The organism is Micromonospora cremea, from assembly GCF_900143515.1.
Taxonomy (GTDB): domain Bacteria; phylum Actinomycetota; class Actinomycetes; order Mycobacteriales; family Micromonosporaceae; genus Micromonospora; species Micromonospora cremea.
Window position 1 is genome coordinate 2,595,727 of the sequence record NZ_FSQT01000001.1, and the last position, 26,193, is coordinate 2,621,919.

At 71.5% G+C, this 26,193-nt stretch carries 22 protein-coding genes; 15 read left to right on the top strand and 7 right to left on the bottom strand.

Annotated features, from left to right (window positions below; all coding sequences use genetic code 11):
• Positions 1–80 precede the first annotated feature (80 nt).
• From BUS84_RS11895 to BUS84_RS11905, 3 genes are all read left to right on the top strand, one after another.
• Positions 81–461 (top strand): YccF domain-containing protein, encoded by a 381-nt coding sequence (locus BUS84_RS11895; RefSeq protein WP_208869584.1) that lies wholly within the window; start codon positions 81–83, stop codon positions 459–461.
• 113 nt (positions 462–574) lie between these two features.
• Positions 575–1,372, top strand: coding sequence for an SAM-dependent methyltransferase (locus BUS84_RS11900; protein ID WP_074311378.1), 798 nt, complete (start codon positions 575–577; stop codon positions 1,370–1,372).
• Between the two features lie 190 nt (positions 1,373–1,562).
• Positions 1,563–2,981 carry a WGR domain-containing protein gene (locus BUS84_RS11905; RefSeq protein ID WP_074312528.1) on the top strand — a complete coding sequence of 473 codons (1,419 nt, stop codon included), beginning with the start codon at positions 1,563–1,565 and terminating at the stop codon, positions 2,979–2,981.
• A gap of 33 nt (positions 2,982–3,014) precedes the next feature.
• Here the strand turns inward: BUS84_RS11905 and BUS84_RS11910 are convergent, their stop codons facing one another.
• Positions 3,015–3,854, bottom strand: coding sequence for a peptidoglycan-binding domain-containing protein (locus tag BUS84_RS11910; protein ID WP_208869585.1), 840 nt, complete (start codon positions 3,852–3,854; stop codon positions 3,015–3,017).
• A 172-nt stretch (positions 3,855–4,026) separates the two neighbouring features.
• Here BUS84_RS11910 and BUS84_RS11915 point away from each other — a divergent pair, with 172 nt between their 5' ends.
• The 4 genes from BUS84_RS11915 (at position 4,027) to BUS84_RS11930 (ending at position 10,077) form a co-directional block, all read left to right on the top strand.
• A complete protein-coding gene (locus tag BUS84_RS11915) occupies positions 4,027–5,157 on the top strand; it encodes an endonuclease domain-containing protein (protein ID WP_084757357.1) in 1,131 nt (376 codons plus the stop codon).
• Positions 5,154–5,828, top strand: a complete 675-nt coding sequence (locus tag BUS84_RS11920; protein ID WP_074311380.1) for a hypothetical protein — start codon at positions 5,154–5,156, stop codon at positions 5,826–5,828. Before BUS84_RS11915 ends, BUS84_RS11920 begins: the two co-directional genes overlap by 4 nt.
• The gene (locus tag BUS84_RS11925; protein ID WP_074311383.1) at positions 5,825–9,079 is read left to right on the top strand and encodes a helicase HerA domain-containing protein; all 3,255 of its coding nucleotides are present in this window, start codon (positions 5,825–5,827) and stop codon (positions 9,077–9,079) included. The genes BUS84_RS11920 and BUS84_RS11925 overlap by 4 nt, the downstream gene beginning before the upstream one ends.
• Before the next feature lie 71 nt (positions 9,080–9,150).
• Positions 9,151–10,077, top strand: a complete 927-nt coding sequence (locus tag BUS84_RS11930; protein ID WP_074311385.1) for an acetamidase/formamidase family protein — start codon at positions 9,151–9,153, stop codon at positions 10,075–10,077.
• 42 nt (positions 10,078–10,119) lie between these two features.
• Here BUS84_RS11930 and BUS84_RS11935 read toward each other — a convergent pair whose 3' ends face one another.
• Positions 10,120–11,025 (bottom strand): LysR family transcriptional regulator, encoded by a 906-nt coding sequence (locus BUS84_RS11935; protein WP_074311387.1) that lies wholly within the window; start codon positions 11,023–11,025, stop codon positions 10,120–10,122.
• A gap of 258 nt (positions 11,026–11,283) precedes the next feature.
• Between BUS84_RS11935 and BUS84_RS11940 the strand changes: the two genes are divergently transcribed.
• The 6 genes from BUS84_RS11940 (at position 11,284) to BUS84_RS11965 (ending at position 18,919) form a co-directional block, all read left to right on the top strand.
• Positions 11,284–12,222 carry an SDR family NAD(P)-dependent oxidoreductase gene (locus BUS84_RS11940; protein ID WP_208869586.1) on the top strand — a complete coding sequence of 313 codons (939 nt, stop codon included), beginning with the start codon at positions 11,284–11,286 and terminating at the stop codon, positions 12,220–12,222.
• A gap of 247 nt (positions 12,223–12,469) precedes the next feature.
• Positions 12,470–13,747 carry an IS701 family transposase gene (locus tag BUS84_RS11945; RefSeq protein WP_143728152.1) on the top strand — a complete coding sequence of 426 codons (1,278 nt, stop codon included), beginning with the start codon at positions 12,470–12,472 and terminating at the stop codon, positions 13,745–13,747.
• Between the two features lie 52 nt (positions 13,748–13,799).
• Positions 13,800–14,345 carry an MFS transporter gene (locus tag BUS84_RS11950; RefSeq protein ID WP_074311389.1) on the top strand — a complete coding sequence of 182 codons (546 nt, stop codon included), beginning with the start codon at positions 13,800–13,802 and terminating at the stop codon, positions 14,343–14,345.
• A gap of 100 nt (positions 14,346–14,445) precedes the next feature.
• On the top strand, positions 14,446–15,219 hold the full coding sequence (locus BUS84_RS11955; protein ID WP_074311391.1) for a DUF1223 domain-containing protein: 774 nt from the start codon (positions 14,446–14,448) through the stop codon (positions 15,217–15,219).
• An 87-nt stretch (positions 15,220–15,306) separates the two neighbouring features.
• Positions 15,307–15,807 carry a hypothetical protein gene (locus BUS84_RS11960; protein WP_074311392.1) on the top strand — a complete coding sequence of 167 codons (501 nt, stop codon included), beginning with the start codon at positions 15,307–15,309 and terminating at the stop codon, positions 15,805–15,807.
• Between the two features lie 241 nt (positions 15,808–16,048).
• Positions 16,049–18,919, top strand: coding sequence for a glycosyl hydrolase (locus BUS84_RS11965; protein WP_084757358.1), 2,871 nt, complete (start codon positions 16,049–16,051; stop codon positions 18,917–18,919).
• Positions 18,920–18,982: 63 nt separating this feature from the next.
• Here the strand turns inward: BUS84_RS11965 and BUS84_RS11970 are convergent, their stop codons facing one another.
• Positions 18,983–20,074, bottom strand: coding sequence for a winged helix DNA-binding domain-containing protein (locus BUS84_RS11970; RefSeq protein WP_074311394.1), 1,092 nt, complete (start codon positions 20,072–20,074; stop codon positions 18,983–18,985).
• A gap of 100 nt (positions 20,075–20,174) precedes the next feature.
• On the opposite strand from BUS84_RS11970, the gene BUS84_RS11975 reads away from it, so the two are divergent.
• Together BUS84_RS11975 and BUS84_RS11980 are read left to right on the top strand one after the other, a co-directional pair.
• Positions 20,175–21,167 (top strand): helix-turn-helix transcriptional regulator, encoded by a 993-nt coding sequence (locus BUS84_RS11975; protein WP_074311396.1) that lies wholly within the window; start codon positions 20,175–20,177, stop codon positions 21,165–21,167.
• Between the two features lie 70 nt (positions 21,168–21,237).
• Positions 21,238–21,777 (top strand): DinB family protein, encoded by a 540-nt coding sequence (locus BUS84_RS11980; protein ID WP_074311398.1) that lies wholly within the window; start codon positions 21,238–21,240, stop codon positions 21,775–21,777.
• Between the two features lie 82 nt (positions 21,778–21,859).
• Here the strand turns inward: BUS84_RS11980 and BUS84_RS11985 are convergent, their stop codons facing one another.
• From BUS84_RS11985 to BUS84_RS12000, 4 genes are all read right to left on the bottom strand, one after another.
• Positions 21,860–24,013 (bottom strand): FtsX-like permease family protein, encoded by a 2,154-nt coding sequence (locus tag BUS84_RS11985; protein ID WP_074311400.1) that lies wholly within the window; start codon positions 24,011–24,013, stop codon positions 21,860–21,862.
• Positions 24,010–24,690: an ABC transporter ATP-binding protein gene (locus BUS84_RS11990; protein WP_074311402.1), complete on the bottom strand. Its 681-nt coding sequence runs from the start codon at positions 24,688–24,690 to the stop codon at positions 24,010–24,012. The genes BUS84_RS11985 and BUS84_RS11990 overlap by 4 nt, the downstream gene beginning before the upstream one ends.
• Positions 24,687–25,211, bottom strand: a complete 525-nt coding sequence (locus tag BUS84_RS11995) for a PadR family transcriptional regulator (protein WP_074311404.1) — start codon at positions 25,209–25,211, stop codon at positions 24,687–24,689. The genes BUS84_RS11990 and BUS84_RS11995 overlap by 4 nt, the downstream gene beginning before the upstream one ends.
• A 264-nt stretch (positions 25,212–25,475) precedes the next feature.
• Positions 25,476–26,192: an isocitrate lyase/PEP mutase family protein gene (locus BUS84_RS12000; protein ID WP_074311405.1), complete on the bottom strand. Its 717-nt coding sequence runs from the start codon at positions 26,190–26,192 to the stop codon at positions 25,476–25,478.
• Position 26,193 lies beyond the last annotated feature (1 nt).

The window sequence follows — 26,193 nt, forward strand, 5'->3', positions numbered from 1 at the left end:
GGGGGGTCCGACAAGGCGCCCTGGTCGGCCGGGGCGCTGGGCCGACCTGTGCGGTGGCGAGCGTCGCTCATGCTGGAAGGGTGATTCGCTTCGTGCTGAACGTGCTGTGGCTCATCTTCGGCGGTGGCATCGTGCTGGCGGTCAGTTACGGCATCGCCGCGCTGATCTGCTTCGTCCTGGTCATCACCATCCCGTTCGGCGTCGCGTCGCTGCGTCTCGCCGTCTACTCGTTGTGGCCGTTCGGCCGCACGCTGGTGCCCAAGCCGGGCGCCGGTGTCGCCTCCGGGCTGGCCAACGTCCTGTGGGTGGTGCTGGCGGGCTGGTGGCTCGCGCTGTCCCACATCGTCGCCGGCATCGCCCTCTGCGTCACGATCATCGGGATTCCGTTCGGCATCGCCAACTTCAAGCTCGTCCCGGCCGCGTTCTGGCCCCTCGGCCGCGAGGTCGTCGGCACCCCGTGACGTCAGCTCCGCCCGGCTTGGCCGGGCACCGTCGACAGTGGACGCCTGGGTACCATGCTGGTCGTACCGCAGCGGTGGCCTTGAGTCCGACGAACCTTCGATAGGAGCCTGGCATGGCCGGCCCGGATGCCGAACTCGCAGCGAAGCTTGAGCCCGACGTGCCGCGCGCGGCACGGATCTGGAACTACTGGATGGGGGGCAAGGACAACTTCCAGGCCGACCGGGCGGCCGGCGACGCCGTGGCCGAGGTCTACCCGGAGATCGTCGTCATGGCGCAGCAGTCCCGCCGGTTCCTGGTGCGGGCCGTGCGCTATCTGGCGGCCGAGGCGGGCATCCGGCAGTTCCTGGACATCGGCACCGGCCTGCCCACCATGCAGAACACCCACGCGGTCGCCCAGGGGATCGCGCCCGAGTCGCGGATCGTCTACGTCGACAACGACCCGATGGTCCTCGTGCACGCCCGGGCGCTGCTGGCCAGCACGACCTCGGAGGGCGTCACCACCTACGTGCCCGCCGACTACCACGACCCGGAGAAGATTCTCGCCGAGGCCGCGCAGACGCTGGACTTCGACCAGCCCATCGCCGTGATGTACATGGGCGTGATGGGCTACGAGCCCGACCTGGCCGTGGTGCGCTCCATCGTCGGGCGGACGATGGACGCGACCACGTCTGGCAGCCACCTGGTGCTGTGGGACGGCACCAACACCAGCCCGGCGGTGGTCTCCGGCGCCGAGCGGCTGGCGGTGAACGGCGGCGTCCCGTACATCCTGCGCAGCCCCGAGGAGCTCGCCAGCTGCTTCGCGGGGCTGACGATGGTGGAGCCCGGCCTGGTGCCGATTCCGCTGTGGCGCCCGGACGGCGCCGACGCCACGGGGATCGACGCGTACGGCGCCGTGGCCCGCAAGCCCTGACCATCGGGGCCGACGACCCGGCTCGTCAATGACCCAGGAACGCGGCCGGCCCGATCGGGCCGGTCGCGTTTCGGTGTTGCGGTGGCGGTGCCCGGCGGCAGCCGATCTTGTCGGAGGGCGCGGTTAGCGTGTGGTCACTGTCGCCGCGCCGGCCACGTCGGGCCGGTCGCTGACCCCCTCGGAGGCCGCCATGCCGCAGGAGACGACCTACCTCGAACTGTCCGAAGTGGATGGTGCGCACAAGTTCTACGAGGTCGTTGTCGATGACGCCACGCTGACCGTGCGCTACGGCCGGATCGGCGACCAGGGGCAGGTCAAGGCAAGCGCCTACCCGGACAACGCCCGGGCGCGGGCGGCCGCGGCGAAGAAGATCGGGGAGAAGGTCCGCAAGGGGTACGCTCCGGCGGTCCCCGGCGTCCGACAGAAGCGCAGTGTCTCGCGGCGGCAGATCGTTAGCACCCGCTCCACGGCCCGCACCGCCCCGGTGCTCTGGCGCTACGACTCCGGCGCCCCCGCCTTCGGCATCTTCGTCGACGAGCAGCACTGCATGGTGGGCAACGAGCACGGCGTGATCACCACCCTCGGCCACGACGCCCGGGTGCGCGGTCAGGTCCGGCTCCCCGACGGGGTGAAGTGCATCGTCGCCGACGACGCCTGGGTCTACGCGGGCTGCGACGACGGCAACGTCTACGACCTGTGCGGCAAGGTGCCCCGGGTGGCGTACGCGATCGCCCCCGAGATCGACATCTACTGGCTGGACATCCACGACGGCGTCCTGGGCGTCTCGGACGCCGACGGTGGGATCGCCGCCATCGACCACGAGGACGAGTTCCTCTGGCGTCGGCCCGGGCGGGGTCGCTCGGCATGGATGGTGCGCTGCGACACCGACGCGCTCTACCACGGCCATTCCCAGGGGGTGACCGGTTACGACTGGCGTACCGGCCGCGAGCTCTGGCACGCCAGGACCGGTTCGGTGCTCTTCGGGTGGCAGGAGCGCGGCAGCGTGTTCGCCGGGACGGGCACCCGCGAGGTGGTGCGGCTGGCCAAGGACGGCCGGGTCGAACGCAGCTACCGGTGCGACGCCCCGGTCTTCTCCTGTGCCACCGCCGAGGGTGGCCGGTTCGTGTTCGCCGGCGACAGCCAGTCCTCGATCTACTGCTTCGACGCGGCGGGCACCCGGCTGTGGAAGCTCGGCACCGGCTGTGGCTCGGCGTACTCCATGCAGTACCACGGCGATCGGCTCTACGTCGTCACCACCGGCGGCCATCTGGCCTGCATCGACGCCAGTGAGCAGGCGATCCGGGCGGCCCAGGTCGGGGACGTGCCGGACGTGCTGGACGTCAAGGCGCCCCGGCAGGCACCGCGGACCGTGGAGCCGACGGTGGTCGAGGTGACCAGCGACGCCGGCGCGGGCGTGGTGGTGCAGTGCCTGGACGATCGGGGCCGGATGCGGGTCCAGGTGGTGTCGGACGGCTACCGGCGCGACTGGTCGGTGCAGTTCCCCAAGGGCATCCGCGAGCCGGGTGCCCGCTACCTGGTGACCGAGGTCCGCGAGTCGGGCCGAGGGGGGTTCTACCGGGCGTACGGCGACATCCGCCGGCTGCGCTGAGCGGCCATCGGGCCCGCCACCGTCCGTCACTGCTCAGGTCGTTCGCTGGTACTCCTCCCAGGACAGCTTGGGCGTGACGACCGGCCCGTCGTCGGCGGCCCGGTTGGCGAGTCCGTTGAGGCCCAGGTAGTAGTCCCCGGCCTGGTGCTGCGCGGCAGCCGACTGGTCGGTGTCCGCCAGCGCGATGGCGTGGATGTGGTACGGCCAGTCGCCCTGCGACGGCGTGCGCAGCCACGCCGCGAAGCCCACCCGGCGCAACTGTGCGACCACGGTGGTGCGGTAGGTGGTGGTCAGGCCGCTCACCGAGAGGTCCAACGCGCCGCCGCCGTCGTGCGTGCCGGCGGAACTCGAGTTGTCGGAGCTGTACGAGCCCTGCGTGATGGCCAACTGCCTGCCGAGCAGCCGCTCCGCCTCCAGCAGCATGGCCCTGGTGCGCGTGTTCACGGTGACCCCGCGGAAGGACACCCTGCTGCCCGGCGAGAGCGGGAGGGTCACCGTGTACCGCTGGTCGCCGAGCAGGCGCAGCGAGGTCATCCCGGGCAGGCCGGTGGCGTCGAGCCCCGAATACCCCAGCGACCGCTGGTACGCGGCGTACGCCGCGACGGTGCTGGTGCCGAAGTGGCCGTCGACGTAGGTGGCGGACAGCAGGCCCCGGGCCTGCAACGCCCGCTCCACCTGGAGCACGCTGTCCTTGCTGCCCGCGGTGATCGTGGTGTCGGCGCGGCGCGGGTCGATCTGCGCGGCCTTGATGAGCGCCTCCATGTTGACCTGAGGCAGGGCGGCGGCCGGCGCGGCCTGGGCGGCCCGCCCCGCGGCAACCAGCGACGCCGTCGCGGCAGCGGCGGTGACCAGCAGATGTCTCCGAGTGGGCACTGATCCTCCAGGACGATGACCGGGAACGAGCGCGTACGACGAAAAGTTTCTATACGTCGATGGATAGTGACAGAGATCTTCTCCAACCGAAAGCCTCCGGACCCCGGTGGGCGGTGGACCTGCCAACGAGGGCCAGCCCCGGCCGGGCGCTGCCATGACGTATGGTGCCGGCATGGCGCACCCCGTCCGCGCCGACGGCGAGGCCGCCGAGGCGCTGCACCCCCCCGCGGTGATCCCGGCCTGGTGGGCCGCCCCGCCACCGCGGTTGGTCAGCCACCTGCCGGACGTCGACCCGGAAGTGCTCCGGGTGGCGCTCGACCCGCTGCCACCGGCAGCTCCCGCGATCGTGCACTACCGGCCAGCGGTCGTGGGTTCGCTCGGCGACCTGGTGGATGCTCTGCTCGACCAGCTGGATTCCGTGGCGCTCGCAATGTTTCCCCGCTGGTTGCCGACGGCCGACCGCCTCGACGGGGAGGGGATGCTCGGCGTGGCTGCGGTCCGCGCCCTCGCAGCGCGCGCAGCGGCCCGCTCCCGGCACTTCGGCCCGTTCCTCGCGGATCTCGCCGAGCGCGGGCTGCGCTTTCCACGCCGGCCCGGTGGTCGGTCCCGCTTCCCGGCGGAGGTACGCGCCGCCGGGCTCGCCCGGGTGATCGCCGAGGCGTACGACCGGGAGGGTTGCGTACTTCTCGTCGCGCTGCCCGATCTGGGTCCGGACGCCGAACGGACGCTCGTGGCCGCGGCCGAGTGGCTGGTGCGGCACAGCGGCTTCACGGTGTGGCTGACCGGCGCACCCCTGCGCCATGCGGACCGGATCCGCTCGGTGACCGTGACGGTGCCGGCACGGTTCGCCGACCTGGTCGTCCCGACCGGCCGAACGCCCGAGACAGCCACCCGACGGGAGTCGATGCTGCTGGCCTGGCCGCCGATTGCCGGCGTGCCGCGCGGTGACAGCGCCGCCGAGCAGGCGCTGGAACGCGCGCTCGCGCCGCATGCATGGGCGCGGGGCCGGCGCTGGAACCAGACGTACGAATGGCATGTGCTCGGCGAGGCGTACCGGCTTGACCTCTTCTGGCCCGCTGAGGGTCTTGCGGTCGAGGTGGACGGCCCGGAGCATCGGGGGCCGATAGCTTTCGCCAACGACCGGCGGAGGGACGTGCAGCTGCAACTTCTCGGGCTGGACGTGCTTCGCTTCACCAATGAGCAGGTGCTGTCCGACGCGCCGGCGGTGGTCGACGGGATCCGTCGACTGCTGGCCCGGCGACGCGCGGATGGCACGCACCCCCATGGAGATGAGACATCATGACGAGCCCGGCGGACGTTCCGAGTCTGACGCCGAACCAGGTCAACGCCCTCGTGGTGCTGATGGCCGAGGCGCGCCGCCTCACCAATGTCGAGCTACGTGAGCTGGCCGGCTTCGCGCTGACCGGCAAGGACAATGAGAAGCTCGTCAAGCTGGGCCTGGTCGAGACCGACCGGACGCACCGGCCGTTCGCCCACGAGCTGACCGACGTGGGCTGGCGCGTGGTACGCCAGCTGCACACCACCGCGCCGCCGAAGCAGGGCGGCTCCGCCACCCGGTCCATGTTCACTGTCCTGTCCAACCTGCACCGCTCGCTGGATCGGCTCCGGGTCAGCCACGGCGACTTCTTCAAGCAGAACGATGGGGCGACTCCGGCCGCCACCATGCCTGACTCCGCCGCCCCGGCGGCAGGGGACGTGGAGACGCTGGTTCGCGCGGCGTACCGGGACCTGGCCAATGCGCCGGGCGCCTGGGTCGGGCTCGCCGACGTCCGGGACCGCCTCGCCAACACCGACAGGACGACCGTGGACGCGACGCTGCGGGCGATGGTCGGCCGCGAGGATGTCCGCATCATCCCGGTGGCGAACACCAAGTCGCTGACCGCACGCGACCGGGCCGCGGCCGTACGGATCGGGAACGAGGACAACCACGCCCTGGCGATCGGCCCGGCGTGATCTCTGAAGAGCAGCGGGCCGCCCTGGAGGCGGTGAGCCTCAACCCGGCTGTCACCCCGGACGACGTCTGGCGGCCCAGCCGCCACAACGTGCCCGAGCTGCACGAGAAGGTGGTCGCGGAGATTCTCCGTGGGGTGGCGCGGGCGCGAACCGACGACACGACCGTGCCTCTCGGCGTGGCCATGCAAGGCCGCGCGGGCGCCGGCAAGACACACCTGCTCGGCGCGGTCCGGGAACGCATCCAGCACGGCGGCGGCTACTTCTTCCTCGTCGAACTGGTGAGCGGTAAGACGTTCTGGGAGAGCGTCGCCCTGGCACTGGTGGAGGGCATGGGTCGCGACGCGATCGGCTGGGGCACGCAGCTGCGAACCTTCCTGCGCCGGCTCACCGCGCAGCTCGGCCTGCCGGTCGACGTCCGTGACGCGGTCGCCGGCGCCCGCGAGGTGAACCGTGAGCATCTGGACGCGTTCATCCGGGCGCTGCGCACCCGCGATCGTGAGGTTGGACGGGACTGCCAGGACACCGCCCGGGCGCTCGTCCTGCACGGCGCCATCGACTTCGAGGCGCAGGACGTGGGTTACGGCCACCTGATCTCCGAACCGGGCGAGCCGGGCATGAGGGCCGCATGGGGGCTGAGCCCCGCGATACGCACCCCGCAGCAGATCGTGCAGGACATCTCCCGGCTGATGGCCCTCACGCTGGACCCGACGGTCATCGCCGTAGACCAGCTCGACACGCTCTTTGCCCAGACCAGCACGTCGCTGCTCGACCAGCACGCCGGGATCGAGGACGGCCAGGCCAAGATAATCGGCCCGATCGCCGACGGCCTGCTCAAGCTCCGTGACGTCACCCGCCGGACGCTGCTCGTCGTCTCCTGCCTGCCGGACACCTGGGAGCTGCTGACCCGCAGCGCACCGACCCCGGTCGGCGACCGGTTCCGCCAGGCGACCCTTCCGGACCGGATTCCCAGCCCGGAGATCGGCCGGGCGATCGTGGCAAAGCGGATGTCGGCCGCATTCGCGGACCCGCACTTCGTACCGCCCCACCCCACCTGGCCCATCGACCCCGCTGCCTTCGCCGACGCGCCCACGCTGACTCCTCGCGCTCTGCTGCGGCGGGTGGACCGCCACGTCGCATGGTGCCGAGACCGCGACGAGGTTGTGGAACTCGACCGACTCATCGACGGCGTCGACGTCACACCGACTCCGGCCACCGCTTTCGGCCTGCCCGGCGACGTGACAGCGGACGAACGGCAGCTGGGCGAGTTGGACGTGCGGTTCGCTGAGCTGATCGCGGCGGCGGACGTGGGGGCCGCCCTCACCCCGACGACCGAGGACGAGCAGATGCCGCCGCTGCTCGCGGCCGGCCTGGCCGCCTGGATCGCCGAACAGGCCCCGACCGGCGCCACCTACAAGTACGACCCGCCGCCCGGGCGCAAGCCCGCCCTGCACGGACGGCTGATCGAGGTACTCGACGAGGCGACCGAGAATGAGGCGCACTGGTGCTTCCGGGCGATCGCGCACCCCAACGCGATCGCCGTCACCGCGCGGGTCAAGGCCGCCTGCACCATGGCTGGGTTGGACCGGGACCTGCCGCAACGACGATTGGTGCTGCTGCGCAACGGTGCGTGGCCGAGCGGGAAGCGTACGACCGAGGTGTTGACCGCATTCGACGTGGCGGGCGGCGTCCGGTGCGGGGTGACGGAAGCGGACCTGCGGGTCTTCGCGGCGCTGCGGGTGATGGCGGCCGAGCCGTCCGCCGCGTTGCAGGAGTGGCTGGTCGCCCGTCGCCCGGCCAGCGGCACCGACCTGTTCCGGGCGGTCCTGCCCGGGCCCGACCCCACGTCCGGCGACACCGTAGCCGGCCCGGCAGGCGCGCCGCCCGCCGACGTGGCCGGTGGACCCTCGACCAGTCCCGGCGCCGCTCTCGTGCCTGCCGGCGCTGACGCGGCCGACCTAGTGGCCGATGCCGCCGACCAGACCCCTGACATCGTCGCCGCGGCGGTCGACGGGCGGTCGATCGGGCTCGGACGGACCGTCGAGGAGGGCGAACCCTTCACGGTGGACCTGGAGTCGCTACGTCGGCACGCCGTCGTATTCGCCGGCTCTGGCTCGGGCAAGACGGTGCTCATCCGCCGGCTCGTCGAGGAGTGCGCCCGGCAGGGCGTCTCCGCCATCGTGCTCGACCCCAACAACGACCTGGCCCGACTCGGCGACCCGTGGCCGGACCCGCCGAGCGGCTGGACGCCCGGCGACGCCGAACGGGCCGCGGACTACCTCGCCCACACCGAGGTCGTGGTGTGGACGCCCCGGGTCACCGCCGGCCGTCCGCTGAGCTTCCAGCCGCTGCCCGACTTCACCTCGCTGCGGGACTGGCCGGACGAGTTCGACCAGGCGATCCGCTCCGCCGTGGAGGCACTCGCGCCGCGGGCCGGTGTCGACCGGTCGACCAGGCTGGCCCAGCAGGGCAAGGCCGTCCTCACCGAGGCCCTCCAGGCATATGCCAGGAGTGGCATGGTGGGCCTGTCCGGCTTCACCGAGTTCCTCGCCGATCTGCCCGACGGGGTCAGCCGGCTGGCCCGCGCCGACAAGCTCGCTCAGGACCTGGCCGAGACGCTGAAGGCGGCGATGGTCACCGACCCGCTCTTCGGTGGGGTCGGTGCGCCGGCCGACCCGGGGCTGCTACTAACGCCGTCGCCGGGACGGCGGGCGCGGGTGTCGGTGATCAGTTTCATCGGTCTCGCCTCCGACCAGGAACGGCAGAGCTTCGTCAATCAGTTGCAGATGGCACTCTTCGCCTGGATCAAGCGGCACCCCGCGGGCGATCGGCCACTGGGTGGGCTCTTCGTCATGGACGAGGCACAGACGCTCGCCCCGTCCACCGGGAACACGGCCTGTACGGCCAGCTCGATCGCCCTCGCCTCGCAGGCCCGCAAGTACGGGCTCGGGCTGGTTTTCGCCACCCAGGCGCCCAAGGGCCTGCACAACCAGATCTCCGGCAACGCGACGACGCAGTTCTTCGGGCTGCTCAACGCGCCCGCGCAAATCGACGCGGCCCGTCAACTGGCCGAGGCCAAGGGTGGGCGGCTGCCCGACATCGGCCTGCTGAGCAGCGGCGAATTCTACGCGGCTGGGGAGGGGTTCTCGTTCGCCAAGGTCCGTACCCCGCTGTGCCTCACTCACCATCCCAAAGCACCGCTGAGTCCCGAGGAGGTCATCGCCCGCGCCCGCCCGGGCAGCGCCGACAGCTGACCCGCCCGGGGTGACCGCTCGTGGGCATTGAGCATCTACCCTGCCCCGGCAGCAGCCACTAGCCTGCCCGGATGCGACACACCCTCACACCGGGCGATGAAACCCTGCACGGTCACTTCTCCCCCGACTTCCCGCCGGTGCTGACCATCGACCCGGGTGACACCGTCACCTACCGCACCCTGGACTGCTGGTGGTCGGTCGGCCCGTACCCCGGCGGGCGCAACCGGGACCGGCCGCGGGTCCCGCAGCACCAGCCCGACCACGGACACGCGCTGATCGGTCCGGTTGCGGTGCGCGGCGCCCGCGCCGGCCAGACCCTCGAGGTGCACATCGACGCGATCGTCCCGGGGAACTGGGGAACCACCGTCGCGGGTGGCTGGCCGAGCGGCTTCAACGAGCGGTACGGCGTCGAGCAGGACGGGGTGGTGCACGACTGGGCACTGGACCCGGTGGCGATGACCGGCCGCAACCAGCACGGCCACACGGTCACGCTGCGCCCCTTCATGGGGGTGCTCGGCATGCCGCCGGCCGAGCCGGGGCGGCACTCGACGGTTCCGCCCCGACCCTGCGGCGGCAACCTGGACTGCAAGGACCTGACCGCTGGCACCACCCTGCTGCTGCCGATCCCGGTCGACGGGGCCCTGTTCTCCGTCGGGGACGGGCACGCCGCGCAGGGCGACGGCGAGATCGGCGGCACCGCGATCGAGTGCCCGATGGACGAGGTGACGCTGACCTTGGACGTCCGCGACGACTTCCCGGTCACCGGCCCGGTGGCCCGAACCGCGGACGCCTGGCTGACGCTCGGCGTCGGAGCGACCCTCGACGACGCCACCTTCATGGCGCTGGACTCGATGCTGACGCTGATGCAACGGCTGTACGGCGTCAGCCGTCCGGACGCGGTGGCGCTGGCAAGCGTCGCGGTCGACGTGCGGGTGACGCAGATCGTCAACCAGACCGTCGGCGCGCACGCGGTACTCCGCAACGACGCGCTGCGATGAGGGCTCCTGGTCAGACCGAACTGTCGACGGGGACTGCGGAGCTCAGCCGGTCTCGGTCAGGTCGGTCGTTGCCGCGAGTTCGGTGACCACGTCCAGCAGCCGGTGCAGGGCCGGTGGGGTGTTGCCGGCCAGCCACACCACCTCGGTACGCGCGGAGGCGCCGGTCAGCGGAACGAACACCACGCCGGTACGGCGAAGGCTGCGTGCCGAGCGGGCGAGCCGAGTGACCCCGATACCAGCGGCGACCAAGCCGAGCAGGCTCTGCACGTTGGCCTCCTCCTGGACGATGTCCGGGACGAAGCCCGCTTCTCGGAACTGGTCGTCGTAGGCGCGGTGCCAGGGTTCCCACGAGCTACGCGGGGTCATCACCCACGGTTCGTTCGCCAGGTCGGCGAGATTCAGTTCGGCGCGCTCGGCGAGCGGGTGGCCCTCGGGCAGTACGGCGCACACCGGTTCGGTCGCCAGGGTCCTGGATTGCAGGCCGGGCACGAGCGGGGTCCGGGTGAAGGCGGCGTCATAGCGCCCGGCGAGGACACCCTCGACCAGGGGCGCGATGGTGACGGACTCCGTCGCCAGGCGAAGGTCGGGGAGTTGGTCACGCACGGCTCGGACCACCGGGGGCAGGAGGTGGTTGGCGACGGAGGTCAGGAAGGCCAGGCTGAGGCTGCCGACCTCGCCCCTGTGGGCCCGGCCCACGACGGCGACGGCCTCGTCGGCACGGTCCGTCACGGCGCGGGCCTCGGCGACGAACAGGGCGCCAATGTCGGTCAGGGTGGTGCCGCGGCTGTCGCGGTCGAACAGCCTGACCCCGAGGAGGCGTTCCAGGGCGGTGATCTGCTGGGACAGCGACTGCTGAGCGATCATCAGGCGGGCGGCGGCCCGTGTGAAGCTCAGTTCCTCCGCGAGGACCAGGAAATATCGCAGTTGCCGCAGTTCAGGGGTGGCCACAGGGACAGACTGTAGCCATGCCAGGAAGCGTGTGTTGGGCGCTTCGCAGGCTGCCGCGCAGGATGGTTTCGGGAGCGATTGCCGGCGTACCTGTCAGGCCCAAGCAGTGCGGACATGACGAGGCCGGCATGCAGGACGGGCTCGAACTGCGGCACCGTGCTCCCGCCACGGCGAGCGCCGAAGTCGGGCAAAAGCACAATTTCAGACCCGGTTGTCGCCGCTGGACCCGAAACGACAAGTTATCTAAGGAATCCGATCATGAATACAGAGCGCGTCACCACGCCTTTCGGCGCCCAATCCACCGCCGGTGACGTCGTCGCCGGTGTCGACCTCACCGGGCAGCGCGCCGTCGTCACCGGCGCCTCGTCGGGCATCGGTGTCGAAACGGCCCGGGCCCTCGCAGCCGCCGGCGCCGCGGTGACCTTGGCGGTACGAGACGTGGTTTCCGGCGAGGTGGCGGCGGACGACATCCGCGCCACGACTGGGAGCCAACTGATCCGGGTCGCTCCCCTGGACCTCTCCGACCAGGGGTCGGTCGCCGCCTTCATCAGCGCCTGGGAAGGCCCCCTGCACATCCTGGTCAACAACGCCGGGGTGTCGGCGACCCCCGAGATGCGGACGGCGGAGGGCTGGGAGCTGCAGTTCGCGACCAACCACCTGGGCCACTTTGCGCTCACCAACGGGCTGCACCCGGCCCTCGCCGCGGCCGGCCGGGCCCGCGTGGTGTCGCTCAGCTCGATCGCACACGTGCAGGCACCGATGGTCTTCGACGACGTCAACTTCCGCGAACGCCCCTACGACCGTCTCCTCGCCTACGGCGAGTCGAAGACGGCCACCGCGCTGTTCGCGGTCGAGGCGAACAGGCGCTGGGCCGGCGACGGCATCACCACCAACGCGGCCAACCCGGGCGCGGTCACCACCAACCTGGGGCGCCACCTCACTGAAGAGGACCTCGCGCAGCTTCCGGCGTACGACTTCAAGACCCCGCAGCAGGGGGCGGCCACCTCCGTGCTTCTCGCGTCCTGGCCGCAGCTCGAGGGTATCGGCGGCCGGTACTTCGAGGACTGCAACGAGGCGCCGCGCTACAACCCCGATGTACCGCTTCAGGGCGTCGCCGACCACGCGCTCGACCCCGCAGCAGCCGAGCGACTGTGGCAGGTGTCGCTCGACATGCTCGCCGACGCACAGCGCGGCTGACCGGACAGCGCCCTCCCGGCCGGTCCCCGAACCGCCACTTCCAGTACGGCGTCTCCTCGCCGGCCGGGCAGGGCCTTCTCCGGTCGTCGGTATTCCTGGCTAGTACGGCAGCCGCCGTTTGAGATGCCGCTGGTAGAGCGGGGTGGACGCAAGGCGGCCACCGCGTGATCGTCTGTATGTTGTGGACATAACTTCAGATCTGGCGGTGGCCGCGGGTCACAGCGTAAACCCTGCCGGGTGGCGACGAGTGCTGGCTGGGGTGCTCGCCTCCTTCGCGGGCAGGTTCGGACGGGTCGAGCCGCGTCGCACGGCGGTGGCGTTCGTGACCGGGCTGCTGGCCGATATCGAGGTCAAGACGTGTTGGCAGTTGGCGGAGCAGGCTGGGCATGCTCGGCCGGATGCGATGCAAAGGTTGTTGTATCGGGCGGTGTGGGACGCTGACGCCGTCCGTGACGACCTGCGTCAGGTGATCGTCGAACGGTTCGGTGACCCGGACGGGGTCCTGGTCGTCGACGAGACCGGGGATCTGAAGAAGGGCGTTCACTCGGTCGGGGTGCAACGCCAGTACACCGGCACCGCCGGCAGGATCGAGAACGCGCAGGTCGGGGTGTTCCTCGGCTACGCCAGCGAGCACGGGCACACCCTGATCGACCGCAGGGTCTACCTGCCGGTGTCGTGGACCGAGGACCGGGACCGCTGCCAGGATGCCGGTGTCCCGGACGAGGTCGAGTTCGCCACGAAACCCGAGCTGGCAGCCGACATGGTCACCGCGGCGGTCGACGCCGACGTGCCCGCACGGTGGGTCGCTGCGGACGAGGCCTACGGCAACAGCAGCGCTTTCCGAGCTCACCTGCGCCAACACCGACTCGGTTATGTCCTGGCCGTGTCCCGCAGCCACCTGGTGCCCCTCGACGGCGGCAAGGTCAAGGTCCGGGCCGACCATGTCGCCGCCGACCTACCAGCCTCGGCCTGGCAGCGCCGCAGCGCGGGCGCCGGATCCAAGGGCCCGCGCTTCTACGACTGGGCCTGGCTCGACGAGGTCACCACCGACGCCGACCCTGACGACAGCGGCCGACACAGCCTCCTGATCAGGCGCAACACCTCCACCGGGGAACTGGCCTTCTACCGCTGCTGGACACCGCAATCGGCCACCCTCGCCCAACTCGTCCGGGTCGCCGGGATCCGCTGGACCGTAGAGGTAGCCTTCCAAGCCGCCAAGAGTCAGGTCGGCCTCGATCAGCACCAGGTCCGCCGCTGGGACTCCTGGCACCGCTTCACCACTCTCGCCCTGGCCGCCCTCGCCATCCTGGCGATCTGCGCCGCCGACGCCGCCGACGAACCCCCGAAGAGCGACTTGATCAAGCTGACCGTCAACGAAGTCCGTCGTTTGATCAACGCCTTCATCATCCGACCGATCCACGAACTCGCCCACCGTCTGCGCTGGTCACAGTGGCGGCGCCGCCATCAAGCCCGAGCCCGACAAGCCCACTACGAACGACGCCTCAACGCCGACCTTCAGCCATGATCCCGAACGGCGGCTGCCGTACTAGTACCTCGTCTTTACACCCGCGGCGCTCGTGCACGGTCCGGCCAGTTGGCCGGCGCTGCTGCCGGGACTCGCCCTGATCGGCGTCGGCGTCGGCCTCGCGACGCCCATCCTCGGCTCGGTCTCCATGTCCCTGGTGCCCGCCGAGCGCGGCGGCATGGCCGCCGGGGCCGTCAACACCACCCGCCAGCTGGGTTTCGCGTTCGGCATCGCCGCGCTGGGCAGTGTCTTCACCGCCCAGGCGCAGGCCACCCTGGCCGGACGTGGCATCCCGGACCCGGCACACGCGGCGCACGCCATCGCCGGCGGGCAGACACCCGGCCTGCTGCGTGCCACGCCGGCAGCCGGGCGGCAACTGCTGGACAGCGCGGCGCACGCCGCCGGGGTGGCCGGTGTCCAGGCGACCTTCGCCGTGGCCGGAGCCGCCGGCGTCCTCGCCAGCCTGCTCGTGGCCGTCCTCATGCGACCCGGCCGGCCGCGCGCCGCCACCCCGAGCGAGCGTCCGCCCGTCGCGGACGGGGGCGGGACGGTGCCCCGAACCCGGGACGCCCCCGCTCGGTTCGGTACCGGGCGGTAGCCGCTGGTCCCGGGGACGCGCGGCGAGGAGCCGGCAGGCATGGTCGCCGCCGTAACGGGAACCGGAGAGCCGCCAGCAGGACCGACGGAGGAGACGCGCCATGACGGACGCATCGAGCACCGGGGCGAATCGTGCCCGCCTGCCGGGTTCGCAGGCGCAGGACGTCGCACCGCCGAACGGCGGCTTCGCCGTCGTGGAGATGTTCACCTCGCAGGGCTGCTCAAGCTGTCCTCCCGCCGAGGAGGTGCTGACCGAGATCGAGCGCGACGCCCGGATGCGGGGACAGCCGGTCTTCGCGCTCGGATTCCACGTCGACTACTGGGACGATCTGGGCTGGCCCGACCGGTTCGCCGACGCGGCGTACACCGCGCGGCAGGAGGCGTACGCACGGGCCTTCGGCACCGGACGCCTGTACACCCCCCAGATGGTTGTCAACGGCACCGTCGAGTTCGTCGGTTCCGACCGTCGACGGGCGGCGACGGCGATCGCGTCCGGCCTGACGTCGGCAACCACCACACCGCTCACACTGTCGGTGCAGGACTACGCCGCAGGCACGGGTGCCGGGCAACGGGTGGTGCTGGGCTACGAGACCGAGCGGCCTCCGGAGCGCGGGGTGCTGAACGTGGCGATCGTCGAACGCGGCCTGGAGAGCGAAATCGCCCGGGGTGAGAATGCCGGGCGGACGCTGCGGCAGGACAACGTGGTGCGCGCCTTCACCTCGCTGGGTCTGGACGCCGAGCGTGCGCAGGTGGAGCTGCAGGCGCCGCCAGATCTTGATCCTCGGCAGGCCACTGTGGTCGGTTACGTGCAGAACGACGGTGACAAGGCGGTCGTCGCCGCCGCCGCCGTCGACCTGTCCGCCGTCGCGGGATGAGCGTGGGCTGATGGCGGTGCGTGAGCGGGCGTCACGTGACCATGGCGCTCTGGCAGAGGGGGCCTCGCGAAGCTAAGGTCCAAGACCATGTCGGGGCGGTGGAGCCGAGCGCTCGGAATCCTGGCGATCGGGCTGTTCCTGGTCGCGTGCTACGGCTGCTTCACCCGGAGTTTGCCGGTGTGGCAGATCGTTGCCCTGGGCGCCATCGCGGTCTTCGGCGCGGTGGTGTGGACGGCGCTGACGGTGACGAAGGCGGTTCGGGAACGCGGTCCCGCCCAGGCGACCGCCACGGCGTACCTGGACGCGCTCGTCGCGGCTGAGTTCGCGGTCGCGTACGAGTTGCTCGACGAGCAGCGTCGGCAGGCCAGCGACCTGCCGACGTTCTCCGAACTGCACTCCGGTGGTCGGCAGCTCACCGGTTATTCGGTGGAGGGGACGACGGTGGTCGGCCCTGGGCAACCTCGTGCCGAGGTACAGGCGCACGCCCGCTTCGTTGATGGCGAGGTCGCGCCGCTGCAGCTGCTGCTGATCCGGCAGGCCGACGGCCAGTGGCGGGTCGCCGCATGGCGCACCGGCGAGCGGTGGTAGGTGAGCTGAGCGCGGCCGGGTGAGGTGTCGGGTCGCGGCGATCAGCAAAGTGGGTGCAGGGTTTCGCGGGGGCGTTCACATCGCGACATCAGCACGCAGCCCGAGGGACACATTGACGAGTGTCTCCATGCTCGATTACCGTGCCGGAGTGAGAGAGCGCTCTCTCACTCGACCTTCTCCTCGATTCAGACAACGTGCCAGCGTCGGCGAGGCCGGCATCCTGGCACGCGATGGAGGCACCGTGAAACCTCCCGTCCCCCACCGCCGTTGGGTCCTGGCCGCCGCCACCGCTCTGACCCTGGTCGCCGGCGGCCTCGTCATGTCCGTCACCCGCCCCGCGGAGGCCGCGCCCGTCGGCGCCGGCAGCTACACCACCACCCCGGTCGGCCCGCTCCCCACCGGCTGCGACTCGATGTCGAACAACCCCCGGCAGTTCGCCACCGCCAACGCGCCAGCCGGTGCGGTGCCCACCAACGACTGGTGGTCCTCGCTGCTCTGGAAGCGCACCGACTGCGCCTTCAGCGAGCCCCTGCACGCCCACCCGCTCTCGTACGACACCTTCACCGACGGCCTCGGCTTCTCCGCCAACTCCACGCCCGCCATCAGCGGCACCTCGACCGGGGTCGGCGAGTACCACTACCCGTACGTCCAGGACATCCGGGTCGGCGTGGCCGGGCTCGACGCGCCCCAGGTCAAGGTCGACGGCTGGACCGACTGGACGGTCAGCCCGCACTGGAGCGACGCAGCGCGGACGATGCGTGCCACCATCGGCCACGGCCTGCCCTTCGCGTACTTCCAGACCACCGGTGGGGACGCGGTGATTAGCGCGACGGGCACCGCCGACGTCTGGTCCAACAGCGGCGCCACGGTGGGCTTCCGGGTCAACGGCCACGACTACGTCGGGTACGCCCCCAGCGGCGCCACCTGGACCGTCAGCGGCGGCCGGATCTCCTCCACCCTGGCCGGTCGGGGCTACCTCTCCGTCGCCCTCCTGCCGCCGTCGACGAGCGCGGCCGAGCGCGCCGACCTGGCCACCACCTACGGCCGGTACGCGCACGCCCACGTCACCGGCACCACCGTCTCGTACGCCTACAACCCGCCGACCAGCGCGCTGACCACCACGTACGCGTTCACCACGACCGCCCGGGAAGGGACTGCCACGCAGACGGTGGTCAGCCTCTACCCGCACCAGTGGAAGTCGCTGACCGGCTCCACGCCGATCACTCCGACCTACCCGTCGGCGCGCGGCCGGATGAAGGTGCTCACCGGCGTCAACCAGTTCCGCACCGCCATGAAGTTCCAGGGCGTCCTGCCGGAACTGCCGGCCGTCGGCGACGGCAGCGGCGCCGACCTGTCGACGCTCTCCAACCACCTGGCCGCCGCCCGAGCGAACCCGATGGACCAGCGCGGCGGCGACACGTACTGGACGGGCAAGGGGCTCGGCCGGGCCGCCCGGCTCGCCGAGGTGGCCGACCTGGTCAACGACACCGCGACGCGGGACAGCGCGCTGAACGCGATCCGCAGCACGCTCACCGACTGGTTCACCGCGTCCAGCGGCAAGACCTCGAAGGTCTTCTACTACGACGGCAACTGGGGCACGCTGATCGGCTACCCGGCGTCGTACGGCTCCGACCAGGAACTCAACGACCACCACTTCCACTACGGCTACTACATCGCCGCCGCCGCGACGCTGGCCAAGTTCGACCCGGCATGGGCCGCCAAGACCCGCTACGGCGGCATGGTGGACCTGCTGATCCGGGACGCCAACAACTACCGCCGCGACGACACCCGCATTCCCTACCTGCGCGACTTCGACATCTACGCCGGCCACGACTGGGCGTCCGGGCACGGCTCGTTCGGCTCGGGCAACAACCAGGAGTCGTCGTCGGAGGGGATGAACTTCGCCAACGCCCTGATCCAGTGGGGGCAGGTGACCGGCGACACCGCCGTCCGCGACGCCGGCATCTTCCTCTACACCACCCAGGCCGCGGCCATCCAGGAGTACTGGTTCGACGTCAGCGACCAGAACTTCCCCGCCGCCTTCGGGCACTCGACGGTCGGCATGGTCTGGGGTGACGGCGGCGCGTACGCCACCTGGTTCAGCGGCGAGCCGGAGATGATCCAGGGCATCAACCTGCTGCCGGTCACCGGCGGACACCTCTACCTGGGCAACAACCCGGCGTACGTACGGACCAACTACGCCGAACTGGTGCGCAACAACGGTGGGCCGCCGACGGTGTGGCAGGACATCCTCTGGCAGTTCCAGGCCCTCGGCGACGGCGACGCGGCGCTGGCGAACCTCCGCGCGAACCCCAACTACACCGTCGAGGAGGGAGAGAGCCGGGCACACACCTTCCACTGGATCCGCAACCTCGCGGCGCTGGGCACCGTCGACACGACGGTGACCGCCAACCACCCGCTGTCGGCGGTGTTCTCGCGCAACGGGGCGCGCACGTACGTGGCGTCGAACCCGACCGCGACGGCGATCACGGTGACGTTCTCCAACGGCACGACGCTCGCCGTGCCGGCCGGACGCACGGCCACCACCGGGGCGTACACCTGGAGCGGCGGCAACGCGTCGGGCGGCGTACCCCCGGTGACCCCACCGCCCACCGACCCGCCGCCCACCGACCCACCGCCCCCGTCGGGCTCGCCGACGCGGTACCTGCTGGCCGGTGGCGGGCTGGGCACCGCCGGCGGCGCGGCCACGACCACGGTCGCGGCGGCCAACGGCAACCACGACGGCACGCCGACCAACGCGCAGGTCTTCACGGCGACCGGCCTCAACCTCGCCTACTCCGGCGGGCAGACCACCTTCGACCTGTTCGTGGACGCCGGCACCGCGGTCGGTAACGGCGTGCAGGTGCGGATCTCCTACGACCTGACGGGCAACGGCAGCTGGGAGCGGGTGGAGACGTCGCGGTACTTCGCCACCGACCCGGTCCCCGGCTACGAGCACTACACCCAGAGCACCGGCCTGGCCTCGGCCACCGGCACGTTGGGCGCGCTGAGCAACGGCACGGTCCGGGTGGAGGTCTGGTCGGCGATCGGCAACAACCCGAGCACGGTGGGCATCGGCAACCAGTCGGTGCTCCGGCTGCCGTACTCCTGATCGATCCACCCGCGCCGCCGCCGGTTCGGTAGGGCCGGCGGCGGCGCGGCGCACGCCCCATCCTCATCGGGGGGACGGGGCGACCTCCACCCGATGGCTCTCGTTGTCGGAGAGGAACGACGCCAGCGCCCGCCCCTGCTCGGCGACGGCGGCGCGGTCGGCTCGGGACAATCGGCGCAGCGGATTGACGGTCACCGTGCCGCCCGCGACGCTCCAGGTCGCGGCGACCCGACCGTCGACCAGGACCGCGCGCTCGCCGGCGACCGACAGGCCGCGGTGGGCGTCGTCGACGATCCGGCTCCGGTCGTGGTAGCCAAGTATCGCGTTGTCGAAAGCAGGCAGGAACCGCACCGGGGCGGGTGTGTCGGCGTCGGGGCGCGGCGCGTCGGGCAGGTCCAGCAGCTCGCGCCCACGCTCGTCGCGGAACGTGACCAACTCCCCGCGCATCGCGGTCACCGCGGCCGGCAGTCCGGCGAGGCCGCACCAGGCGCGCAGGTCGGCCGTCGCCGCGGGACCGAACGCTGCCAGGTAGCGGCGTACCAGCGCCCGGCCGACCGGGTCCGCCCCATCGGGTGCCGGAGGGTCGATCTCCCGACCGAGCCAGGAGGAGAGCAGGGCGTAGCGGGCACCGGCCCTCGTGCGCCACACCCCACGCGGCGGCAGTTGCACCATCGGGATCAGCGCGGCGACCAGCATCTCGCCGATCGGCCTCGGCCCCGGCACCGGCCAACGCTCGGTGAGGGCCCGCGCGAGTTCGGTCATCGTGCGCGGCTCGTCGTCCGCCATCACCGACAGCCCCGCCGCCCCCAGCTCGTCGAGGTCCACCCCGTCAAGCTCGCGGCGGTAGGTCCCGAGCACCCGTTGGCGCAGCATGGCATCGTGCCGCGCACGCCAGGCCAGAGCGTCGTCGGCGGCCAGCAGGTGGACGGTGCGACGCATGAGGTGTGTCCGCACCACGCTTCGCCGGGTCAGCAGGTCCGAGAGCACCGCCGGGTCGAACGCACGCAGCCTCGACCAGAGCCCGACGAACGGCTCCTGCGCCTGCAGGCCGCCGAGGTGCGCGACGGCGTCGAGGACCGGCAGGTCGGCGCGATCGAGCAGCAACTGTCGGGCGAGCGTCGCGCGGTTGAGCGCGCGGGTGTCGAGAACCGTCATCGGGTGCAGGGGTCCTTGCGGTCGTTCGGGTGCTGGCAGAAGCAACGGTCGCAGGTGAAGCGGTCAGGATCTGGCCGCTACTCGTGGCAATATCGGGTTCGTGCTGAAGACCTCAGCGCGGCTGCTGTCGTTGCTCTCGCTGCTCCAAGCGCGCCGGGACTGGCCGGGGGCACTGCTGGCCGAACGGCTGGACATCAGCCCGCGCACCATTCGCCGGGACGTCGACCGCCTACGTGAGCTCGGCTATCCCATCCTGGCCACCAAGGGCCCCGACGGTGGGTACCGGCTCGACGCGGGTACGGAACTGCCGCCGCTGCTGTTCGACGACGAGCAGGCCGTCGCCCTCGCCGTCGCACTCCAGATCGCCACCACCGCCGGTGCCGGCATCGAGGAGGCCGCGGCGCGCGCGCTGCACACCGTCCGGCAGGTCATGCCCGCGCGGCTGCGCCGCCGCATCGACACCGTGGTGGTCACCGCCGTCGAGCGGCCCGCGACCCGATCGAGCCCACAGGCCGACAGTGGCGTGCTCCTGGCGCTCAGCGCCGCCGTCCACGCCCGCGAGGTGCTGCGCTTCGACTACGACCCCGCATACACACCGGCGGCCGCCAACGATCAGGCCGACACTGCGCCGCGTCGGGTGCAGCCCCACCACGTCGTCACCTGGGGCGGGCGCTGGTACCTCGTCGCCTGGGACCTCGACCGCGACGACTGGCGCACCTTCCGCGTTGACCGGATCAGGCCCCGCACCCCCACCGGGCCCCGCTTCACCCCGCGTCAACTACCCGCAGGGGACGTGGCCGCCTTCGTGGTCAGCAGGTTCCAGGGCCCCGAAGGCTGGCCCTGCCAGGGCGAGGTGATCCTCGGCCTCCCCGCCGAGGTCGCGGCCCGCTACACCAGCGACGGACTCGTCGAGGCCCTCGGGCAGGACCGCTGCCGGCTCGTCGCGGGCTCCTGGTCATGGCCCGGCCTGGCCGCCGCCATCGGTAGGTTCGACGCCGACATCGAGGTCGTCGGGCCGGCCGAGCTCCGAGACGCCTTCGCGCGCCTGGCCCGCCGCTACGCCGACGCCGCGGCCGGCGGACCCGCCACCTGACGTCCAGTGGTCCCGACGAACCGGTAACCCATTTGCGCCCGCCACGGCTCGTCATGAAGGGTCGGGAACCATGAGCGACATGTGGGTGGACCCCGCCGACGATCCACGAACCTACGGCAACCCGAAGGGCGAGAAGGCGACGCTGCGGGAGTACCTCTTCAACTACCGGCTGACCCTGGACATGAAGTGCGCCGGTCTCGACGCCGAGCAGCTCGCCCGCCGCTCCGTGCCGCCGAGCACCATGAGCCTGCTCGGCCTCGTCCGGCACCTGGCGAAGGTGGAGAACCAGTGGTTCCAGCGGGTGCTGCGGGGCAGGACCGACGGGCCGCGCCTGTTCAGCAGCGACGACGACCGGGACGCGGACTTCAACGACGCGGTCGCGGACCCCGCCGTCGTCGAGGAGGCGTTCGCCACGTGGAAGGCGGAGATCGCGGCGGCCGATCAGTGGCTCGACGCGCTCGACGAGGACGACCTCGGGCGGGAGGTGCCGTTCGACGATGGCACGGTCAGCGTCCGCGACGTCCTCGTTCACATGATCGAGGAGTACGCCCGGCACGCTGGCCACGCCGACCTGCTGCGCGAGTGCGTCGACGGCCGCACCGGCCAGTGAGTTAGGCGGACGACCAGGGCCGCTCGAGTCGCCCGGCTTCCGAGTGGGCGGCGGGGGTGTGTCTCCCCCGCCGCCCACACGGTCACTCGCTGCGTGCGGTCTCCGGGCCGGTGATCCTTTCCAGCAACGGCAGGGTGGACGCGATGATGCCGAGGCAGGCGGCCAGGCCGACGATCACGATCGCGTAGAACTCGGGGCCCGGGGCGGTGAGGGTGTAGTCCATCTGTGCCTTGAGGAACAGCTGGGCGGCGACGAGGCCCATGCCGATCGCGACCACGGCGACGGCCAACATCGGTACGGCGCTTTCCAGGGCGACCACACGCCGCAGGACCCGCACCGGCGCGCCACTAAGGCGGAGCAGGCTGAACGGGCGCCTGCGTTCGCTCAGACCGCCGACCACGCTGACCGCCAGGCTGCAACCGGCGAGGCCGAGGCTGGCGACGATGATGACGTTGGCCAACTGCTGCCAACCACGCAGCTGGTCGGCGAAGGACGACTCGAACTCACCGGGAGCGGTCGGTGCCACCCAGAAGTTCGGGTCGGCGAGCGAGAGAACCGTGCGCGATCGTTCCAGCGGGGCCGACGAACCGTCCGTGCCGACGACGACCGACGCCACCGGCAACCGCTGGAGGTCGTCGAGGGAGACGGGTGCGGCCGGCCAGACCCTGGTGGCGGACGCCGACTCGCGGAACGGGATGAAGTTGTGGGCCACCGCCGCCACGGTGGCACCATCGGCGCACCGGCCGTACGCCTCGGGGATGTCGGTGCACGCGATCACGCCAGGCTCGGCCATCCTGTCCGGGTTCCGGTGAACCACCGTTGCGCTCCGCACGCCCGGGATCGAGCGCAGCTCAGTCAGCAGTGAGTCGGGCACCGAGGGCTGGTCTTCGGAGAAGCTGGTGGACAGGGTGCCCGCCTCCGTCGAGCCGATCGGGGCCGGGCCACGGTTGGCGACGATCGTGGTGATCACACCGATGGACACACTCGTGACGAAGAGCGCGAGCATGATGCCGCTGATCGCCCGGAACCCGGCCTTGGGATTGTCGGCGAGGCGTCGCGCCGCGATGAGCGCCGCGGGGCGGCTCGCGCGGCTGGCCATGACACGGGCGCCGACCATGGTGAGCCAGGGGCCAGCGAGGATCAGGCCGATCATGATGAGCAGCAGCCCGGGCAGGAACGCCGCGGTCTGGCCGTCAGAGGTCTGCGGCCTGCGGCCGATGAAGTACGCCAGCTCGGCCACCCCCAGCACGAGTGGGATCAGCCGGTAGGCGCGGGGCGGACGGGGGGTGACCTGCCGCGTGACGCCGAGCGGAGAGATCCGGACGCGCCGTAGCGAGACCCACGCCGCCAGCGCCGCGCCGGCCGGGACGCCGAGCGCCACCACCAGGGCGTCCACCGGTCTCAAGAACATGTCGATGGGGAAGAACCGCATGCCGGTGAACGGGATCGCCGCCAGTTGGCCACGGAACGCGAAGAACAGCGCGAAACCGAGGGCCGTGCCGGCGACGGCCGCGGCGGCCGCCTCGGTCGCCGCGATCACCGAGATCTGTCTGGGCGTCGCGCCGACCAGGCGCATCGCCGCGAACCGTTGCTCCCGGCGGGCGGCGCTGAGCCGGGTGGCCGTGCCGATGAAGATCAGTACCGGGAACAGCAGCCCACCGGCTATGACACCGAGGATGAGGTCCACGACCGCCTCCGGCAGTGCGGGGGCGTCGGCGCCGACGCTCGTGACCTGTTTGACGTTCGGCAACGTGGTGGCCTCGTCGACGGTGTGGCCGACGATGACCAGGAGGGCGTCCGGTGACGGCAGCGCGGCGGGGCCGATCGTGCCGAGGTTCCGCCCGGGGTAGCGGTCGCTGAGCTGAGCGGCGGGGGTCGCCGTCAGCAGCTCGGTGAGCGCCGGTGAGGCGTAGTACTCCCCCGGTCCCGGTGTCTTCGGGACGCCGACCGGGGTCGGTGAGCCCGGCCCGGCGGCAGCGACGTCGACCCGCACGATTTCTTCGCCGCGGAAGTAGTCCTCGCGTGTGGACCACCACAGTGGATCCGCGCCGCCTTCCGCCGACGCGCTCGGGTACAGGGACGCGTACCGCGTGAGCTGCGCGTTCACGGCGTTGAGACCCGCGAGGGTGACCAGCAGCAGCCCGGCACCGACCGCGACGGCGGTGCCGATGATGATGAGGCGGGTGAGCGCCTCCCGCCCGCCCGCCACGGCGAGGCGGAGCCCAAAGCGGATCATGACGCGATCCGGTCCGGCGCGTTCACGCGGCCGTCGCGCACGATGACCTCACGGTCGGCGTACGCGGCGACCCGTGGTTCGTGGGTGACCAGGATGACCGTCGTGCCCTGCTCACGGGCCGCGGTGACCAGCAGATCCATGACCTGCTCGCCGGTGAGCGAGTCGAGCGCACCGGTCGGCTCGTCGGCGAAGAGGACCTCCGGCCCGGCGACCAGACCTCGGGCGAGGGCGACCCGCTGGGCCTGCCCTCCGGAGAGCTCGCCGGACCGGCGCTGCTCCAGCCCTTCCAGGCCGAGCCGCTCGAACCAGCCGTACGCCTTGCGCAGCGCCTCGGCCCTGCGGGTGCCGTTGAGCAGCAGCGGCAGGGCCACGTTCTCCGCGGTGGTCAACTCGGGAACGAGCTGACCGAACTGGAAGACGAACCCGAAGCGGTCCCGGCGCAGGCTGCTGCGCCGGGCCTCAGTCATGGAGTCGACCCGGGCCCCGTCGAACAGGACCTCGCCGGAATCCGGAACCAGGATGCCGGCCAGGCAGTGCAGCAACGTCGACTTACCCGAGCCGCTGGCCCCCATGATCGCGACGATCTCGCCCTCGTCCACGGCGATGCTGGCGCCCCGGAGCGCGGGTGTCTGGCCGAACGAGAAGACGACGTTCCTCGCTTCGATCGCGATGGTCATGGCCGTACCGCTTTCTTCAGGGAGTCCAGCCGGGCGCCGGTCATCTCGATCCACCTGAGGTCCGCCTCCAGGTGGTACAGGCCGTGGTCGGCGAGCAGTGCGTCGACGAGGTTGCCGGTGCGCTTGATCTCGGTGAGCTCACGCATCCGCTGCAGGTGCGCGCTGCGCTGGGTGTCGAGGTATTCGTCGGCCGGGCGGTCCAGCATCAGCGCGAGCACGACCTTGGCGAAGAGGACGGTCTGCAGGTGCGGTTCCGGCTCGACCGGCTGGGTCAGCCACTGCTCGACCTCGGTCGCGCCCAGGTCGGTGATGATGTAGCGCTTGCGGTCGGGTCCTTCGCCGGGGCCGACCTCGCTGATCACCACCTTGCCGTCGCGAGCCAGGCGGCTGAGGGTCGAGTAGACCTGCCCGAACGGCAGCGGCTTACCGCGGCCGAAGTAGGTGTCGTACTCGCGCTTGAGGTCGTACCCGTGGCTGGGCTCGCGATCGAGCAGGCCGAGGAGGGTGAGGGGAACGCTCATGCCAGCACCATACACCGGAGGTATACACCGCGTATATACCCTCGGTTTCTACGTCCGCCGAGGATTGAAACGGGCCTTGTCGGCGGCGGGGTCGCCCAGGCGACGACGACGAAGGCCTCCGGTCATGGAGCCAAGGTCCAGAGACCGCGCCACCACCAGGAGGCCTTCATCACGGCCGTGGTCCTTACTGCACTCCGGGAGGACCAGGTCCCTCTCGACGCCGGGCCCGTTCTCCGCCATCGCATCCGACCGGGCTGCCGGACGTCAGACCCGCAGCGCCGCCGCGAGGTCGCCGATCGTCCGCGCCGCGTACCGCTGCATCCCCGGGCCGAAGGTGATACGCGTGGCGCCCAGCCGTCCCAGCTCGGCCACGGACTCCCTGTCCGGCTCGGCAGCCATGTTGATCGGGCCCTCGATGCCCTCCCGCAGGAGCGGGAGCACCTCGGGCGGCGCCAGGAGCGGGTACACGCAGTCGGCGCCGGCGGCCAGGTACAGACGGGCGCGGGCCAACGCGTCGGCCGGCTCACCCGTCCCTACCAGGAAGGTGTCGACGCGCGCGTTGATGAAGAGCGCGTCACCCGCCTCGGCGCGCACCTCGGCCAGCCAGTCCGCGTGCCGCTGAGGGTCCTTGAGCGTGGCGTGACCCTCGGAGTCTTCCAGATTGCAGCCGACGGCGCCGGTCTCCAGGATCCGCTCGACGAGCTCCTTCGGTGCGAGGCCGTAACCGCCCTCGACGTCGGCGGACACGGGCACGGAAACGGCCCGGACGATCCTCGCCACCGCGGCGAACATCTCGTCGGGCGGGGTGGCGCCGTCCTCGTAGCCGAGCGAGGCGGCGATCCCGGCGCTCGGTGTGGCGAGCGCGGGAAAGCCGGCGTCGGCGAGGACCCGGGCGCTGGCCGCGTCCCACGGCCCCGGCAGGACGAGCGGGTCGCCGGTAGCGCGGCCGTGATGCAGGGCGCGGAAGGTGGCGGCGGTCATT

Coding starts and splice junctions, on each gene's coding strand:
- BUS84_RS11940 (WP_208869586.1), top strand. CDS start 11,284: ATGAATACAGAGCGCGTCACCACGCCTTTCGGCGCCCAATCCACCGCC.
- BUS84_RS11970 (WP_074311394.1), bottom strand. CDS start 20,074: ATGACGGTTCTCGACACCCGCGCGCTCAACCGCGCGACGCTCGCCCGA.
- BUS84_RS11995 (WP_074311404.1), bottom strand. CDS start 25,211: ATGAGCGTTCCCCTCACCCTCCTCGGCCTGCTCGATCGCGAGCCCAGC.
- BUS84_RS11915 (WP_084757357.1), top strand. CDS start 4,027: ATGGCGCACCCCGTCCGCGCCGACGGCGAGGCCGCCGAGGCGCTGCAC.
- BUS84_RS11960 (WP_074311392.1), top strand. CDS start 15,307: ATGTCGGGGCGGTGGAGCCGAGCGCTCGGAATCCTGGCGATCGGGCTG.
- BUS84_RS11905 (WP_074312528.1), top strand. CDS start 1,563: ATGCCGCAGGAGACGACCTACCTCGAACTGTCCGAAGTGGATGGTGCG.
- BUS84_RS11985 (WP_074311400.1), bottom strand. CDS start 24,013: ATGATCCGCTTTGGGCTCCGCCTCGCCGTGGCGGGCGGGCGGGAGGCG.
- BUS84_RS11900 (WP_074311378.1), top strand. CDS start 575: ATGGCCGGCCCGGATGCCGAACTCGCAGCGAAGCTTGAGCCCGACGTG.
- BUS84_RS11930 (WP_074311385.1), top strand. CDS start 9,151: ATGCGACACACCCTCACACCGGGCGATGAAACCCTGCACGGTCACTTC.
- BUS84_RS11920 (WP_074311380.1), top strand. CDS start 5,154: ATGACGAGCCCGGCGGACGTTCCGAGTCTGACGCCGAACCAGGTCAAC.
- BUS84_RS12000 (WP_074311405.1), bottom strand. CDS start 26,192: ATGACCGCCGCCACCTTCCGCGCCCTGCATCACGGCCGCGCTACCGGC.
- BUS84_RS11990 (WP_074311402.1), bottom strand. CDS start 24,690: ATGACCATCGCGATCGAAGCGAGGAACGTCGTCTTCTCGTTCGGCCAG.
- BUS84_RS11955 (WP_074311391.1), top strand. CDS start 14,446: ATGACGGACGCATCGAGCACCGGGGCGAATCGTGCCCGCCTGCCGGGT.
- BUS84_RS11980 (WP_074311398.1), top strand. CDS start 21,238: ATGAGCGACATGTGGGTGGACCCCGCCGACGATCCACGAACCTACGGC.